Annotated in this window: 13 protein-coding genes; 11 read left to right on the plus strand and 2 right to left on the minus strand. The window is 54.7% G+C overall.

From position 1 onward, the window contains the following. Both BT142_RS02505 and BT142_RS02510 read right to left on the minus strand, forming a co-directional pair. Complete coding sequence (locus tag BT142_RS02505; RefSeq protein WP_072416624.1) at window positions 1-858, minus strand: hypothetical protein; 858 nt, start codon at window positions 856-858, stop codon at window positions 1-3. Window positions 859-1,086: 228 nt separating this feature from the next. After that, window positions 1,087-3,024 (minus strand): EAL domain-containing protein, encoded by a 1,938-nt coding sequence (locus BT142_RS02510; protein WP_072416625.1) that lies wholly within the window; start codon window positions 3,022-3,024, stop codon window positions 1,087-1,089. A 719-nt stretch (window positions 3,025-3,743) separates the two neighbouring features. Between BT142_RS02510 and mraZ the strand changes: the two genes are divergently transcribed. From mraZ to murA, 11 genes are all read left to right on the plus strand, one after another. Further along, the gene (gene mraZ, locus BT142_RS02515; RefSeq protein WP_084659293.1) at window positions 3,744-4,211 is read left to right on the plus strand and encodes a division/cell wall cluster transcriptional repressor MraZ; all 468 of its coding nucleotides are present in this window, start codon (window positions 3,744-3,746) and stop codon (window positions 4,209-4,211) included. After that, window positions 4,211-5,158 carry a 16S rRNA (cytosine(1402)-N(4))-methyltransferase RsmH gene (gene rsmH / locus BT142_RS02520; protein WP_072416626.1) on the plus strand — a complete coding sequence of 316 codons (948 nt, stop codon included), beginning with the start codon at window positions 4,211-4,213 and terminating at the stop codon, window positions 5,156-5,158. Before mraZ ends, rsmH begins: the two co-directional genes overlap by 1 nt. Before the next feature lie 46 nt (window positions 5,159-5,204). Further along, window positions 5,205-5,687, plus strand: a complete 483-nt coding sequence (locus BT142_RS02525) for an FtsB/FtsL family cell division protein (RefSeq protein WP_072416627.1) — start codon at window positions 5,205-5,207, stop codon at window positions 5,685-5,687. Between the two features lie 122 nt (window positions 5,688-5,809). Next, on the plus strand, window positions 5,810-8,134 hold the full coding sequence (locus BT142_RS02530) for a penicillin-binding transpeptidase domain-containing protein (protein WP_072416628.1): 2,325 nt from the start codon (window positions 5,810-5,812) through the stop codon (window positions 8,132-8,134). Between the two features lie 19 nt (window positions 8,135-8,153). Further along, the gene (locus BT142_RS02535) at window positions 8,154-9,605 is read left to right on the plus strand and encodes a UDP-N-acetylmuramoyl-L-alanyl-D-glutamate--2,6-diaminopimelate ligase (RefSeq protein ID WP_072416629.1); all 1,452 of its coding nucleotides are present in this window, start codon (window positions 8,154-8,156) and stop codon (window positions 9,603-9,605) included. A 69-nt stretch (window positions 9,606-9,674) separates the two neighbouring features. Continuing rightward, window positions 9,675-11,039 carry a UDP-N-acetylmuramoyl-tripeptide--D-alanyl-D-alanine ligase gene (gene murF, locus BT142_RS02540; protein WP_072416630.1) on the plus strand — a complete coding sequence of 455 codons (1,365 nt, stop codon included), beginning with the start codon at window positions 9,675-9,677 and terminating at the stop codon, window positions 11,037-11,039. Further along, complete coding sequence (locus tag BT142_RS02545; RefSeq protein ID WP_072416631.1) at window positions 11,026-12,039, plus strand: MraY family glycosyltransferase; 1,014 nt, start codon at window positions 11,026-11,028, stop codon at window positions 12,037-12,039. The genes murF and BT142_RS02545 overlap by 14 nt, the downstream gene beginning before the upstream one ends. 31 nt (window positions 12,040-12,070) lie before the next feature. Further along, window positions 12,071-13,333, plus strand: coding sequence for an FtsW/RodA/SpoVE family cell cycle protein (locus tag BT142_RS02550; protein WP_072416632.1), 1,263 nt, complete (start codon window positions 12,071-12,073; stop codon window positions 13,331-13,333). A gap of 163 nt (window positions 13,334-13,496) precedes the next feature. Continuing rightward, entirely contained in the window at window positions 13,497-14,630 is a 1,134-nt protein-coding gene (gene murG, locus BT142_RS02555) for an undecaprenyldiphospho-muramoylpentapeptide beta-N-acetylglucosaminyltransferase (RefSeq protein ID WP_072416633.1), read from the plus strand. Window positions 14,631-14,672: 42 nt separating this feature from the next. Then, window positions 14,673-15,536, plus strand: a complete 864-nt coding sequence (locus tag BT142_RS02560; RefSeq protein ID WP_072416634.1) for a hypothetical protein — start codon at window positions 14,673-14,675, stop codon at window positions 15,534-15,536. Between the two features lie 47 nt (window positions 15,537-15,583). Further along, complete coding sequence (murA, locus tag BT142_RS02565; RefSeq protein ID WP_072416635.1) at window positions 15,584-16,837, plus strand: UDP-N-acetylglucosamine 1-carboxyvinyltransferase; 1,254 nt, start codon at window positions 15,584-15,586, stop codon at window positions 16,835-16,837. The last annotated feature ends 10 nt before the right edge of the window (window positions 16,838-16,847 follow it).

A 16,847-nucleotide genomic window follows, 5' to 3' on the forward strand; every position in this document is an offset into this window, starting at 1 on the left:
TCAGTCTACAGAACCGCTGCCGTAAACTACGTTGATCTTCTCGTTCTCGTAGTTCTCGATCTTGTCGGTAGGCAGTCCGCCGATGGTAAAGGTGACGGTGATCTTGTCGGCGGTCTTCCAGATGGAAGCGTCGTCCATCAGACCGTCGCCGTAGCCGTTCTTGATCTTTATCATCTGCTTGTTCTCTTCGTAAGCCTCGGTATCCTCGATGACCTGATACTTTTCGCTCTCGGGGTCGGTGTCGTGCTCGAAGGTGTAGGTCACGCCGTCGATGACGCACTCGTCGATCCAGAAGGTGATGTCGGGGTAGGACGGGAAGTCAAGGATAGCCTCAACGCCCAGATAGCCGCACAGAAGTCCTGCGTCCTTCCACTCCTCGGGAGCGTGGTAGCCGCTGAACTCAACGGTGTAGGTGCCGTTGCCCGTGATGTAGACGTCGGTATTCGTTGAGGGAACGATAGTCACCTCGCCCTCGTCGGTAGCGCACAGGTCGAGATCCTTTCTGTGATCCCACTGATCCATTATCATCCATACGATACCTGCTCTGCCGTACTTTTCAACGCCGTCGTCGATCTCCTCGAACTTGTAGTCGTTGGGGTCGCCTGCGTTGGGGTCGTTAGGGTCAACGCTGTCTTCTTCGGTGCTGTCAGCCGCGGACTCATCAGTCGATGCATCGCCTGCTGCCGAATCAGCCGAAGACTCGTTCTCTGCTGCGGAAGTCTCGGCGCCGCTCTTAGCTGCGCTGTTTGCGGAACCGCCCTTATCGGACGAGCTGTCATCGCTGCCGCCGCAGCCTGCGAGCATAGTAGCCGCAGCCGAAACTGCGAGCAGACCTGCTAAAAGTCTCTTGATCTTCATAAATATTCCCTCCGTATTATCAGATGCTTTCGTTCATATTCCGACCTGTACGGTCATTTGTAAAATCATTATAGCACATCTGCAAAAAAAATGCAAGTGTTTAGCCGAAATTTCGTATTATTTTCCACATATCACGGTTAAAATGAGCCTGTCGGGTCATATGTTCGTATCGGTTTCATATCTTTATACAGGTGTACATAAAAAAGCCGGAGCGAGTCCGGCTTCTTGTTATTTTTTGGTCTGAGAATTTGAGAGGGGCTGTAGGAACGTCACCGCGGTCTCGGCAGGGATAGGCTTTGAGTACTTGTAGCCTTGCAGGTAGCCTGCCTTCATGCGCACGCAGTTGCGTTCGTCCTTATCGTTCTCGACGCCCTCGAAGAGCACGGCGTAGCCCAGCTTATTGAACATCCCCGCGAAGGTGCTGACCATGTATTCCGAGGAGTAGTTCTTGCCCATCTCCACCAGCAGCGAGCGGTCGAACTTGATGATGTCGAAGGGGAGTTCCATTATCCTCTCGAAGTTCGAGTAGCCCGTACCGAAATCGTCCAGATAGAACTTGATGCCGAGGGACTGGAGTTCGAGTATCTTGCGCTTGATGAGGTTGAAATCCTGTTCGTTTCGGCTCTCGGTTATCTCCACGGCTATCTTCTCGAAGGGGATGCCGTTCATGGTGATTATCTCGCGCACCTCGTTGCAGAAGGTGTCGTATTTGAGGTCTATCGCCGAGAAGTTCACCGAAATGCGCTTGATGTCAAGACCCTGACTGTTGAAATACTTGATGATGCGGCAGGTCTTGTTCAGGATTATCAGGCTGAGGGTATGTATCTGACCGTTCTGTTCGGCGAGGGGGATGAACTTGTCGGGGAACACCAGCCCAAGGTCGTCGAGCCTGAGTCTCATGAGTGCTTCGGCGGTGTCGTAGGTGCCTGTGGTGAGGTTATAGACGGGCTGGAGGTAGAGCAGCACGCGGCTGTCGTTGAGGTCGTGGGTATTCACGATATCGTCCAGCTGATTGATGATATACCTTGAGTCGAAGAACTTGTCGATGTCATCGTCGTTGACGTTGTTTACGGTGTTGAGGCTCATGGAGGCCTCCACGAACTCGATGAGGAGGGGGTAGTCGTGGGGCCTGGTGATGCGCTCGTTCATTTCGCAGATGACTATCTTGTAGTCCATGTTGAACTTCTTGTGTTTCCTGCCGAAGTCGGAGAGCATCTTTTCCACCTGAAAGCGGTGGTCTTTGTGGTCGGAGACGGGTATTGTCATTATCAGGCGTTCGTGAGGGAAGCGGTAGAGAACGCCGCGGCGCATATTCTGGCGCAGAAAGTCGTAGAACTCAAGCTTCAGCTCCTTGGATTCCTTGATGAACTTGTCGAAGCCCACCATATAGCAGCTCATTATCAGCACTTTGTGGTCTTTCGAGAGGTTCTCTTCGAGCTCCTGATAGAGGTAGCTTGAAGACACCGCGCCCGTGTCAACATCGTAGGGGTTGGAGTGGAAGATGAAGAACAGACCGATTATCGGGAAAAAATATGCGGCTGTGGTGAAGGACTGCTGCCTGTGCAGACCCTGAGAGAACATCAGGAACCATGACAGCAGGTTCACGGCGAGCAGACCGTGGAATATTTGTTTCACGAGCCTGTCGCGGTAGCGTATGATAAGGAACAGCACCAGCACAAGGAACAGTCCGTACAGGGGGATGAACAGGTTCACACCCGTTGCGACCTTGCCGTCCCTGCCCACCCTGAATCCGACGTTCAGGAAGGTCATCACCACATCCGACAGCGTGAAGCAGGCGAGCAGGGTGACCGTTGCGATGCGGTACAGCCGTATGGTCTTGTCGTTGAGCCACAGGGGTTCGCGCAGATAGCTGATATGCAGGTACATATAGGCTATCACCGATATATTGTGCAGTTCGCGGGCGATGTAGATGGCTTTTGCGTAGCGAATGGTATCGCCCGAGGTTATGAGCATCTGCAAAGTTACGTTTGAGAGGGCGGTGACGACTATCGCCGCCAGCATACCCATCATGCGTTTGAAGTTATTGTCCTTGCGGACGTGGGTCTGCACAAGCAGTACAAGGATAACGAAGCAGAGCGCTACGACCGTCAGATCGCTGACAGGGGTATAGTTCGTATGATTAAGGGACAATGATCTGAACAGCATAGGCTCACTTCCTTTCTACATTTGAGTTTCATTAACAAAAGCAAATATTCGTCACAAACATTATAACACCTAATAGTCGATTTGTCAATAACTGTGCAATAATATGCTAAATATTTTGAGTAATTCGTCGGGTTGCACAAAAAAGCATGAGCGAAAAGGATTTAAAAACTTCATATTTTGACGGATGCGTTATTGTTTATGCAATATACCGCGTTTTTGCCGAAAACTGCATCGGGCATACCGATGAGGGAAAGTGAAAAAGTTCAGAAAAAATTTATATTCTGAGAGGGAAATGAGTTTTTTCGGGAGAGGGGGTCTGTTTGTAACCTATTTGTCATAATTAGAGAGACCTCTGTTTTTGAAATGTACAAAAAAACGGTCGTGACGACTACATTATCTGTCCGCGGACGCTATTGACGAACACAAGATGTTGTGCTATAATAAATGTAACAGAAATGAACCGCAGTATAGTGTCCTCTGTAAGAAATTGGCAATAGTAATGAAAGTTACAAAACGGTTAAGGGCGATTCCCCATCTTCCGATCGTCTGCGTGATGAAAATTTTCGGATTTTTGATATGTCCGTGCGCTCGGGCTTGTCTGCCGACAGAGGATTTGTCTGTTTTTGCTCTTGCATTTTTCCATGATATGTTGTATAATGGATATGCAGGTGGGGAAAAGTGTGCAAAAGCGGTGAATTTTTGGCGGTTCCCACCCTGAAATGAGAAAATTCTCACGAGAAAGGGCGGTGAACGTGAAAATGGCAGGCAAAATGCTCAAAGGCAGCTACACCCAGTCGGTGGACGCTAAGGGCAGAATGGCTTTCCCCGCAAAGCTCAGAGAGCTGATGGGCGAGAGCTACGTCCTCACAAGAGGGGTCGGCGGCTGCATTTTCGTGTTCACTCCCGAGCTGTTCGACGCTAAGGCAGAAAAGCTCAGCGAGCAGCCCATGACCGCGACCATCACCGTTCAGCGGACGCTTATGGCGAACGCCGTGGACGTTGACGCGGACAAGCAGGGACGCATCCTCATCCCCCAGAGACTGAGGGAGATGGCGGGGATAGACAGCGAGGCTGTCGTGACGGGCGTTACCGACCACTGTGAGATATGGAACGCCGATAAATGGAACGAAAAGAACAGTATTTCCGATGAGGAATATATGAAAGCACTGGAGGCGGCAGGCTTCTGATGGATTTTAGTCATGTATCCGTGCTGCTGCACGAAACGGTAGATTCGCTCGGCGTGCGGCCCGACGGGATATACGTTGACGGTACGGCAGGCGGCGGAGGGCACAGCTTCGAGCTGGCTTCGCGTCTCGACCCCGAAAAGGGCAGGCTCATCGCCTTCGACCGCGACCCCGAAGCGGTGGCGGCGGCGACAGAGCGTCTGAAGGGACTGCCTGCGACGGTCGTACACTCGGAATTCTCGGGGATGGCTGACAAGCTGCACGAGCTGGGGATAGACCGCGTGGACGGGGTCATGCTCGACCTCGGCGTGTCGTCGCATCAGCTGGACGCGGCTGAGAGAGGGTTCTCATTCCACAAGGACGCGCCCCTCGATATGAGGATGAGCGGCGAAGGGCTCTCGGCAAGAGATGTTGTGAACGAATGGAGCTATGAACAGCTCAGAACTATACTTTTTGATTACGGCGAGGAGAAATTCGCGCCGTCGATAGCAAAGGCGATAGTCGCGGCAAGGGAGACCAAGCCGATCGAGACGACCTTGCAGCTGGCTGAGATAGTCAAGTCGGCAGTGCCGCAGAAGGTTAGGCGCGAGAAGAATCCGTGCAGAAAGACCTTTCAGGCGGTGAGGATAGCCGTCAATGACGAGCTGGGCGAGCTTGACCGCACACTGGATACGGCGTTCTCGCTGCTGAACGTCGGGGGACGGCTCGCGGTCATCACCTTCCACTCGCTGGAGGACAGGATGGTGAAGAAACGCTTCGCAGGGCTGTGTACGGGCTGCACCTGTCCGCCCGATTTTCCGCAGTGCGTATGCGGAAAGAAGCCGCTGGGACAGCTTGTTTTCCGCAAGCCCGTCACCGCGTCGGAGGGCGAGCTTGAGGTCAACAGCCGAAGCAGGAGCGCGAAGCTCCGCACTATCGAACGTGTGAGAATGACACAGTACGACGAATAGGATATAAACGGTATCTATTATCTGAATCAAGCGGGGGTGAGCTTCTATGGCAGTAAATGTGAATCTTGCATACGATCTTGAGAAATATGAACAGTTCAACGAGCAGGAAGACGAATATGCAGCACGTATACGCAGCAAAAGAAGCGCGAACAAGCGCAGAAGGAACGCTGCCAATGTGAAGATCATACTCGGGGCGATGATAGTGCTTGCACTTCTTTCGGGTATTCTGTACGGAAAGGCAGAGCTTTCGAGGCTCTACGCCGAGAATACGAACCTTGAGAATGAACTCGCGGTGCTCAACAACGAGAACCTCAGTTTGCAGAGCGAGCTCGCACAGCAGACGGGGCTTACGAAGGTCGAGGAGTACGCCGAGAAAAACCTCGGTCTGCAAAAGCTCGACAAATCACAGATAGAATACGTAGAGATACAGGAAAAGACCACTGCGGAGAGGGTACAGCCCGAGGATACCAACATCTTCATCAGGCTGTCCGAATGGTGGGAAGAGACCCTGGAATATCTGGGGCTCTGATGAATAGAATATTAGAGAGGCAAGCTCTCTGACGGGGAAGTTAAGAACATTTGAAAATGTGCTTAGCTTTCTTGTTCTACATGGATAATTATTTTTGGGATGAAACGAAAGGGTTTTTGACGATGATTGACCGCCCTACGGAACGAATGCGCCGCAGAGTGCTCGTATGGCTGACACTCATACTTGCGGTGATAGTGGTATATACTATATGGTGTATATTCAAGGTGTCGATAAAGCAGAGCAAGACCTGGCAGTCGCTGGCGAATTCGCAGCAGCTGACAAGCACTACAGTCTCGGCTTCGAGAGGCACGATCTATGACTCCAACGGTCAGGTGCTGGCACAGAGCGCCACCGTTTACACGGTGTACTCCGACAACTATATGCTGTGGGAGTATATCAACAAGAAGGATGACCGCCTTAAAGAGATACAGGCGGCTATCGCAAAGGAGACCGACAAGGATAAGCTCGATGAGCTTACCGAACAGCTGAAAACTACGAAGGACTCAAACGGCACTTACAATGCGGCTCTCGATTTCTTTGCGGAAAAGCTCGGTATCGAGAGGGGAGAGCTGGCAGGAAAGCTCTCGGATAAGTCCATGCGCTACGTCGTGCTGAAAAAAGAGGTCGAGAAGACCGACGCCGACGAGATAGAGAAGTTCCTCTCGGAGCAGGAGCTGGACGGTATCCGCTGCGACCCCGACACCAAGCGCTTCTATCCGCAGAATTCGCTGGCGGCAAACGTTATCGGCTACACCAACTACGCGGGCGAGGGAACCTACGGTCTCGAAGCCTACTACGAGGAATACCTCGCGGGCGTTGACGGAAGGATAGTCACCGCTGCCGACAAGTACGGTACGGAGATACCTTATAAGTACAAGCAGAGCTACGACGCTCAGGACGGCGACTCGCTGCACACAAATATCGACGTAAATATCCAGTACTATTTAAAAAGGGCGCTGGAAGATGCTGTAGCTCAGCACTCGCCCCTCAACCGCGCCTGCGGTATCATCATGAACCCGAAAACGGGTCAGGTCTACGCTATGGAGACCTGCTACAGCTACGACCCGAACAAACCTGCCGAGATATCCGACGCGCAGATGGCGGCAAAGCTCGCGATGCTGCCCGAGGATTCGCAGGATTATACCGACTTGCAGATGTCGGCATGGGCTACACAGTGGAGCAACAAGGCTATCTCGGAGCTGTACTTCCCGGGTTCGGTATTCAAGGTCATCACGGGTTCGGCGGCGCTGGAAGAGAACGCCATCACCCTTAACGATACCTTCTTCTGCGGCACGCAGATAAAGGTGCTGGACACCACCTACCACTGCTGGTCGGACAGCGACCACGGCGGTCAGACTCTTCAGGAAGCGATGACCAACTCCTGCAACCCTGCGTTCATCCAGATAGGTCAGCGCCTCGGCATCGACAAGTTCTATCAGTATCTCAAGGCTTACGGCTTTACCGATACCACGGGCATCGACCTGCCGGGTGAGGCTTACGGTCTGACACGCGCCTACGACAACATGACCATCGTCGATCTTGCGTCGGAGAGCTTCGGTCAGACCAACAAGATCACGCCCATACAGATGATAACCGCTTACTCGGCGGTAATAAACGGCGGCTATCTCGTGACACCGCAGATAGTTGACCGAATCATCGACTGCAACGGCAACATCGTAAAGGATTTCGAGCCTGACATCAAGCGTCAGGTCATCTCGGAAGACACGAGCGCCGCTATGAGAGAGATACTCGAAAACGTCTGCATCACCAATCAGGGCTCGAACTGCTACATCCAGGGCTACCGCATCGGCGGCAAGTCGGGTACTTCCCAGAAGCTGGATATAGACCTTACGGGTAAGAAGGACTATGTTGCATCCTACTGCGCGTTCGCCCCTGCCGACGACCCTCAGGTCATCATGCTCGTTATGGTGGATGACCCTCAGGGCGACGAGTTCTACGGAAGCCAGGTGGCTGCGCCTGTCTGCACTCAGGTGCTTTCAAACGTGCTGCCCTACCTCGGATTCATACCCGAATACACCGACGAAGAGCTTGCCGAGCTGGATGTGAGCGTTCCGAACGTGGAATACCGTCCGATAGACGAGGCAAAAATGACTATTGAAGCACTCGGTCTAAATGTGACCGTTGTGGGCAGCGGAGACACCGTTCTGCGTCAGAGCCCTGCGGGTGCTTCGGTACAGAGGGGCGGAACCGTGGTGCTCTACACCGACACCACCACCCCCGAACAGATGGTGACCGTTCCCGATGTGAGCGGACTTTCAAAGGAATATGCGCGTCAGCTGCTGCACAGCGTCGGACTCAATATGACCACCGACGGCTCGGCGGAAGAGAATATGAGTGCCGTCGCAAGCGAGATGACGGGAATGACCGTGCCTGTGGGTACGGCGATACCTGTCAGCTTCCAGCAGTACGTTGTTAATTCTCAGTAAGGAAGGAAATGTTAGAATAATGAAGCTGTCACAACTGATAGACGGCATGGGTCTCGAATCGGGATCGCTTGCCGATGTTGAAGTCACGGGAGTGACCTCGGATACAAGAAAAGAAATGCCGCAGGGCTTTGCGTTCGTCTGCATTAAGGGCGGTACCTTTGACGGACACAGCGCGGCGGAGGACATGATAAAGAAGGGCGCGGCAGTTGTTTTCTGCGAGCGCGACCTGGGACTTGACTGTCAGGTCATCGTCCCCGATACAAGGGCGTTTTTCCCCTGTCTGTGCGCGGCGTGGTTCGGACATCCCGAGCGTGAGCTGACTATGATAGGCGTTACGGGCACAAACGGAAAGACCACCATCACCACCGTTCTGAAAAAATCGCTGATGGCTCTCGGTCACAAGTCGGGACTTATCGGCACCTGTCAGAACGAGATAGGCGACGAGATAATACCCACCTGCCGTACTACTCCCGAACCCTACGACCTTTTCGAGCTGCTGCGCGAGATGGCTGACAAGGGCTGCGAGTACGTTATCATGGAGGTCTCCTCACAGGGCCTTGAACAGAAGAGAACGGGTCCCTGCCACTACAAGCTGGGCGTGTTCACGAACCTTACGCAGGATCACCTGGACGTTCACGGCACGATGGAGAACTACTATCAGGCGAAAAAACTGCTGTTCTCGATATGCGATACCGCAGTTATAAACCTCGACGACGAGTACGGTCAGAGATACCTTAAAGAGATAAGCATCCCTTCAAAGACATTCTCGGCTGCCGAACCTGCCGACCACTATGCGGAAGCTGTTACCCTCGGTGCGGCTGGAGTCAAGTTCGTTTACTGCTGCGGCGGCGAGAAGCACAACGTCAACTTCGCGATGCCGGGTATCTTCAACGTTTCAAACGCGCTTGCGGTGCTTGCCTGTCTGAAAGAACTTGGCTTCTCCGCTGCCGATGCGGTGAAGGAGATAAACTCGATGACGGGTGTCCGCGGCAGAGCGGAGGTAGTGCCTACGGGCAGAGATTTCACCATCATCTGCGACTACGCTCACACTCCCGACGCTGTTGCGAATGTTTTGCAGGCTATCCGTCACGGTGCGGATGGCAAGGTCAAGTGTCTCGTGGGCTGCGGCGGCAACCGTGACGCGAAGAAGCGTCCGCTGATGGCGCAGGCGGCTGCGGAGAACTCGGACTTCATGATAATCACCAGCGACAACCCGAGAAATGAAGACCCCGATTCGATAATCGACCAGATGATAGCAGGGCTCGATGGCTGCGATACGCCGTATATCCGCATCACCGACAGGCGTGAGGCGATATTCTGGGCGGTGAAGAATGCCGAGCCGAAGGATGTTATCGTGCTTGCGGGCAAGGGTCATGAGGATTATCAGATCCTTGCGGGCGGCGTGAAGATACATTTTGACGAAAGGGAAGTAGTTGCAGAGGCGCTGGCTGAGCTTTATAACGACAGATAACAACAGACATGGCGGCGCTCGGCGCTGACATTCAGAAAAATAAACGAAGAAACCAAAGGAGTGTCGGAAATGGAAAAAATGAAATTGTCGGAGATAGTTCAGGCAGTCGGGGGCAGCTTCGGCTATCCTGCGGATGTCGAGATAAGCTCTGTCTCTACCGACACAAGAACGATAGAGCCGAACTCGGTGTTCATCGCCATCAAGGGCGAGAACTTCGACGGACATGACTACGGCGCGAAGGCCTGCGAGCTGGGCGCGGAGGCGGTCATCGCAGAACGCCCGATAAAGGACGCAAAGTGCATCGTTGTGGATTCCACCGCAAGGGCGCTTTTGCAGCTTGCGAACTACTACAGGAAAAAGTTCGATATACCGCTCATAGGTATCACGGGCAGCGTCGGAAAGACCACCACAAAGGACATGATATCCCTCGTGGTCTCGAAGACATTCAAGACCGTCAAGACCGAGGGCAACCACAACAACGAGATAGGTATGCCGAAAACACTGTTCGGCATCGACAGCACGACGGGTGCGGCGGTCATCGAGATGGGAATGAACCACTTCGGCGAGATGTCGAGACTGTCCATGTGCTGTGAGCCGACTATCGCGGTCATCACCAATATCGGTCACTCGCATATCGAGAATCTGGGTTCGCAGGAGGGCATCCTCAAGGCGAAGATGGAGATACTCGACGGCGCGGACTACATGGCTCCGCTGATACTCTCGATGGACGACAAGCTGCTCTCGCAGATAGAGCCGAGGCACGGCAGACAGCTCATGTTCTTCTCGGTGAAGAAAAAGACTGCGGATGTTTACGCTTCGGAGATAGTTCCCGATGAGTCTGGCATCTCGTTCAAGATAAACTACAAGGGCGGCAGTATCGCCGCAAGACTTAACGTGCTGGGCGAGCACAATATTAAGAACGCTCTCGCGGCGTTCTGCGTGGGTCAGACGCTGGGCATCGAGCCCGATCTGATGGCAGAAGCTATCGCGGAGTTCGAGCCGCAGGGCATCAGACAGAGCCTGCGCGAGGTCAGGGACATGACCTTCATCGTGGACTGCTACAACGCCGCACCCGATTCGGTGAAGGCGGCGCTTTCGGCACTGGGACAGATAAGCGTTCCCGAGGGCGGCAGACGCGTGGCGGTGCTGTCGGATATGCTGGAGCTTGGCAAGCACGCAAGGAGCCTGCACAGACTGACGGGCGAATACGTGGGCAGCTCGAAGGCAGATCTGCTCTACTGCTGCGGAAACGATTCGAGATACTATGTTGACGGCGCGGTCAAAAAGGGCATGAGCGCCGACTGCTGCCATTTCTTCGAGAGCAAGCAGGACATGATAGACGCGCTGAAAGAGGAACTGCACGCAGGCGATGTGGTGCTGTTCAAGGGCAGCCGAGGCATGAAGCTCGAAGAAGCGGTAGATGCTCTTTCTTAAACTGACGATAACGGCGGCGATGTGCATCGTGCTGAGCTTTTTTCTCGGCGCGGCACTCATACCGCTGCTGAGGAGATACAATACGGGCAGGTATGAGCCGTATGTGGGCGACCGATTCAGGACCGACGGCAGTGAGCCTGCTTTCGGCGGTGCGGTGACGCTCATCGTGCTGGCTTTCGGCATATCGGTGGCGGCTTCTTACGTGACCGACAGGAAAAGACTGCTCGTGTTCGCGCTGTTTTCGGCGCTCATAACTGCGGCGGGCATCGCGGACGACGTGATGACCGAGGTGCAGGGCAAGGCCTGCGGTGTGAAGACCGCGGTGAAGCTCGGGTACACCTACGCGGTGTGTCTCGGGACGTCGCTGACGGCGAAGTTTCTCGGGCTGACGGGTTCGGCGGTGCTGCTGCCCTTCGGACTGGGATTTTTCGAGATGGGCAGGGCTTACTGTCCCGTGACGGCGGTTTTCATGACGGGCGTTATCTACTCGTTCCGCATCATGAACAGGTTCGGGACGGATGAAGAGACCTGTATCGGCGGTCTGACGCAGACGGTCGGGGCGGTCTCGATGCTCGGCGTGTCGCTGGTGGGCAGCATCACGAAGAACGAAGCGCTGACAGCTATCGGGCTCGTCGGGGCGGCGGCTCAGGCAGGGTATCTGCTGTGGGGGCTCTCGCCGTCGAAGCTCAGGAGCGGCTCTTCGGGAGGGTATCTTACGGGGGCGATGACGGCGTCGGTGATAACGCTCACCGACTTCTATCAGCTCGGGATGGTGCTGACGGCGGTATCGCCCGCGGCGGACGCTGTCGGGGCGGCGGTGAACTACCTTGTGTATGTGAGCCGAAAGAAGCTGCTGCTTCGCGCTTCCTCGCTGCACAGGCACATCTCGATGTACAAAGTAAATGACTACAAAGTGATAATGATATTCTCTGCGGCGGCTCTTGCGGGGGCGGCTGCGGCTGCCGCGTTGGCGGCTTACGGGCAGGACAGATACTTCTGAACGCCCGATACCATTCGGAAAGGACAGCAAAATGGCGAACAGACCTACAATAGAAAAATCTTCGCCGCAGGCGGGCAGCAAGCGCAGCAAACTCAATCTGCGATTCATCCTCTCGGAGATAGACCTGACTTTCTTCGGTCTGGTCGTACTGCTGACCGTTTTCGGACTGCTGATGATGTTCTCCGCGAGCTTCGCGGCTTCGATGCAGGAACACGGCGACAGCTACTATATCATAAAGCGCCAGCTTCTGTGCGCGATAATCGGATTCGTGGCGATGTTCTTCGCATCGTACCTGGACTACAACTTCTTCTTCAACACGAAGATAGCGTATTTCTTCTTCGGGGTGTCGCTGGTGACGTGTATATACACGGCGCTGTGGGGCATAGAAGTTGCGGACGCAAAGCGATGGATAAAGATACCTAAGGTGGGCGTTACCTTTCAGCCGTCGGAGATGCTGAAAATAGCGTTCATCGTGATATTTGCGTACATCCTGTCGGTGAATTTCCAGAAATTCGAGAAGAAACCATACTATATTTATATACCGTTCTACATCACCTTCGGACTGGTGTTCATCGTTCTGCTGATGCAGAGACATATGTCGGCGGTAATGCTGTTCACCATAATCGGCGTTGCGATGCTGTTCGCAAGCGGTATGTCGAGAAAGCGCTTCTGGCAGTTCATGATGGTGTCGGCGTTTCTCGGGCTGATAGCGCTGCTGGTGCTGTTCGTGGTGAAGGGCGGCGGCAAGTTCAGCTACATAATCACGAGATACAAGGCATGGAAGAACCCGATGGCTGATACCTCGGACACCACTCACCAGACCTACGAGAGCCTGCTCGCTATCGGTTCGGGCGGATGGTTCGGACTGGGCTTCGGCGAGTCGAGACAGAAGTACCTGTACCTGCCCGAGTCGCAGAACGACTTCATTTTCGCGATAATCTGCGAGGAGCTGGGATTCGCGGGCGGACTTGTGGTGGTACTGCTGTTCGTGCTGTTCATCCTCAAGGGCTTCCAGATCGCTACCAGCGCAAGAGACCGCTTCGGTATGCTGGTCGCAACGGGTATCACGATACAGATAGGTATCCAGGCACTCCTGAATATCATGGTAGCTACCAACGGCTTCCCGAACACGGGCGTGGCGCTGCCGTTTTTCAGCGCGGGCGGTACGGCGATAATCCTACAGATGTTCGAGATGGGCATAATGCTCTCGATCTCGCGCCAGACCATCAAGCGCGGCACAAAGAAGAAAAAAGCACAGGAAAAAGCCACGGCTCAAAAACCTGCCGAGGCGTGAACGGTAACACATTTCCCCTTTTTGCTTTTGCGGTGCTGACTGCGGGGTTTTAACGGGGGAAGCTAAGGCGGACGTGCGAAGCTAAGGCGGAGGGTCTTCCCACGGGGAAACCAGCAGTCAGCCGCACAAAAGAAAAAGGAGACACATTTTGGAGGGTAAACAAATGCTCAGAGTATTGCTCGCGGGAGGCGGAACGGCAGGACACGTCAACCCTGCTCTCGCCATCGCGGAGGTCATAAAGTCGCATCATCCCGACGCGGAGTTCGCGTTTGCGGGGAATCCCGAGAAGCTTGAAGCGAAGCTCGTTCCGCAGGCGGGGTACAAGTTCTACCCGATACAGGTGGAGGGCTTTCAGCGCAGGATAAGCGGCGAGAACATTAAGAGAAATCTGCACGCGGCGGCGTGTCTGCTGAAAACAGGTCCGCGCTCGAAACAGATAATCAGCGATTTCAAGCCCGATATCGTTATCGGTACGGGCGGTTATGTTGCAGGTCCTGTCGTAAGGCAGGCGGCGAAGATGGGCATCAAGACCGCGATACATGAGCAGAACGCATACCCCGGAGTGACAAACAAGCTGCTCTCGAAGTATGCGGACGTTTGTATGCTCACGGTGGAAGAGGCGAAGAAGTACCTCGACCCGAAGATAAAGTACACGGTGACGGGTCTCCCCGTAAGGTCGGGCTTCTCGAAGATAACCAAGGAAGCCGCACGGCGCGAGCTGGGATTCGACATGAATACCGTGTGCATACTCTCAACGGGCGGAAGCCTTGGCGCGGGTGCGATAAATTCCACCGTTCTCGACCTTATCTCCTGGTACAAGGAGAAGGGGATACAGGTAAATCACATCCACTCCTACGGCGGGAATGGCAGAGAGACAAACTTTGAACAGTGTCTTGCCGACAGGGGCATCGACCTCGAACGGGATGCGAGCCTTATCGTCAAGGAGTACATTAACAATATGCCCACCTGCATGGCGGCGGCAGACCTCGTCATCTCGCGCTGCGGTGCGAATGCGCTGACCGAGCTTGAGGCTATGGGCAGAGGTTCGATACTCGTGCCTTCGCCGATCGTTGCGGGCAACCACCAGTATCACAACGGCATGGTTCTGCAAAAGGCAGGAGCTGCCATCGTTATCGAACAGAAGGACCTGACAAGCGAGTGGCTGATAAACACGGTGAAGTCGCTGCTCGATGACAGGGCAAAGCTCGCGTCGCTGTCGGAGAACGCGGCAAAGCTCTACATATCCGACACAAATGACAGGATTTACAAGGCTCTGGAGCCTATCATCAAAAGATAAATAAGACAGATCCCCCTCTGTCCAAAGGAAGGACGTTTGCCGATGGCACACGGTAATATGAATTCGATCTCTACCCCTGATCTGAATAATCTGACAGACAAGCAAAGAAAAGAGATAAACCAGACAAACCGCGGCGGCGGTATGGATGATTTCAGCGCGAAACCCAAGGTCGATTTTGCGACCGCTACTCAGCACAGGGACATCGCGTTCACGGGTCACGACCCGACACTCGACCTGCCCCCCGACGGAAATCAGCTCTATGAAGAGTTCACAAAGACAAAGCGCGGACAGCAGACAGCCGTTAATATGCTCGACAGGGGCGTGAAGATAAACGGCACTTATGTTGCAAGACGCAGGATACTGACGGCGATCATCGCGGCGGTCATTGTGCTGCTGACGGTCATTTTCTTCGCACCGCCGATCTTTTCGTCGAACAGCGAGGAGAGCAGCTGCCGCTCTGAGGACATATTCGCAAGGAAGGGCGTTGCCCAGTACAAGTCGGAGATAATCAGCAACTGCAACGTGTACAACATCAACGCGATGACCAGCGACCTCAGCAAGAGCTACCGCATCTGCACCGTGTCTTTCGATGTGAAGAACTACACCCCGTTCCCCATCGTGCTGGATGACTATGCCATCGCGAACGGCGGCGAACACAAGGATCATATCATATACTCGGACGCGGTGGATAACGAGCCAGTGAAGATCTCGGGCTTCTCATCGAGGACTGTCAAGGTGGAGATACTCATTAATAAGGAAGGTCTCACCGACGAAGAGTTCGACAAGGCTATCACTTCGCTGGTGCTCTCCACAAAGGGCATGAAGAGAGAGCTTTTCGGAAAGGTGAAGATACCCTCGATACCCGGACTGATGTTCGTTTCCGACGTTATCACCTTCGAGCCGTAACGAAAAGGGAAAAAGCGGCATAAAATGTACCATGTGAGGTGGTACATATGCAGGCTTTGAAAATAGAGGGCGGACGCAGACTCAGCGGCGAACTGACGATACAGGGCGCGAAAAACAGCGTTCTGCCGATACTCAGCGGGGCTGTGCTCTGCGGCGGCGAGACGGTGATACACCGCTGTCCGCAGCTTTCGGACGTTTACGCGGCGCTGAGGATAATGTCGGCGCTGGGCTGCAAATGCAGGCTTGAGGGCGGCAGCGCGTATATCGACGCGAGGCAGCTGAAGGGCTGCGCCGTTTCAGATGTGCTGATGCGGCTGATGCGCTCGTCGATTGTGTTTCTGGGCGCACTGCTCGGACGGGTCGGCGAATGTGAGCTGAGCTTCCCCGGCGGCTGTGAACTGGGGCCGAGACCGATAGATATGCACCTTTCGGCGCTGCGCTCGATGGGTGCTGTCATAACCGAGCGTCACGGACGGCTCTGCTGCAAGTGCAGCGGCAGGCTCCGCGGAGAGCGGATAGCTCTTCCGTTCCCGTCGGTGGGCGCTACCGAGAATATCATGCTTGCCGCCTGCACAGCCGAGGGCGAGACAGTTATCTCGAACGCGGCGAGAGAGCCCGAGATAGCGGATCTGGCGGCGTTTCTCAACAGGTGCGGCGCGAAGATAAAGGGCGCAGGCAGCACGGCGGTGACTGTCAGCGGTGTGGATTCGCTCCGCGGGTGCGAGTATACCGTCATGCCCGACAGGATAGCGGCTGCGACCTATATGTGCGCGGCGGCGGCGACGGGCGGCGAGGTGTTCATCAGAGGGGCTTCGGGCAGCGAGCTTGAGGCAGTGATGAATGTGCTCGAACAGGCAGGCTGCAAGACCGCGGAGAGCGCTTCGGGGCTGTACTTTTCCGCTCCCGAACGGATGAGAGCGGTCAGGAGCATCCGCACGAGCCCCTACCCCGGATTCCCGACGGACGCTCAGGCGATAGTCATGGCGGCTATGACGCGGGCGAAGGGTACCTGCGTTTTCGTGGAGGACATCTTCGAGAACAGGTTCAGGCACGTTGACGAACTGGTGCGCATGGGCGCGGATATAAGGACGGAGGGCAGAGTTGCCGTCGTGAGAGGGGTGGAAAGCCTTTCGGGAGCGGCGGTGGTGGCTCCCGACCTGAGAGGCGGAGCGGCACTCTGCGCGGCGGCGTGCGCTGCCGAGGGCGAGACGCTCATCTCCAACGCACACCTCATCGACAGAGGTTACGACTCGATAGAGACGGTGCTTTCGGCACTGGGCGCGAGGGTGTGCAGAGTGTGAAACAGGAAAG

This window comes from Ruminococcus sp. YE71 (genome assembly GCF_900119155.1).
GTDB lineage: Bacteria > Bacillota > Clostridia > Oscillospirales > Ruminococcaceae > YE71.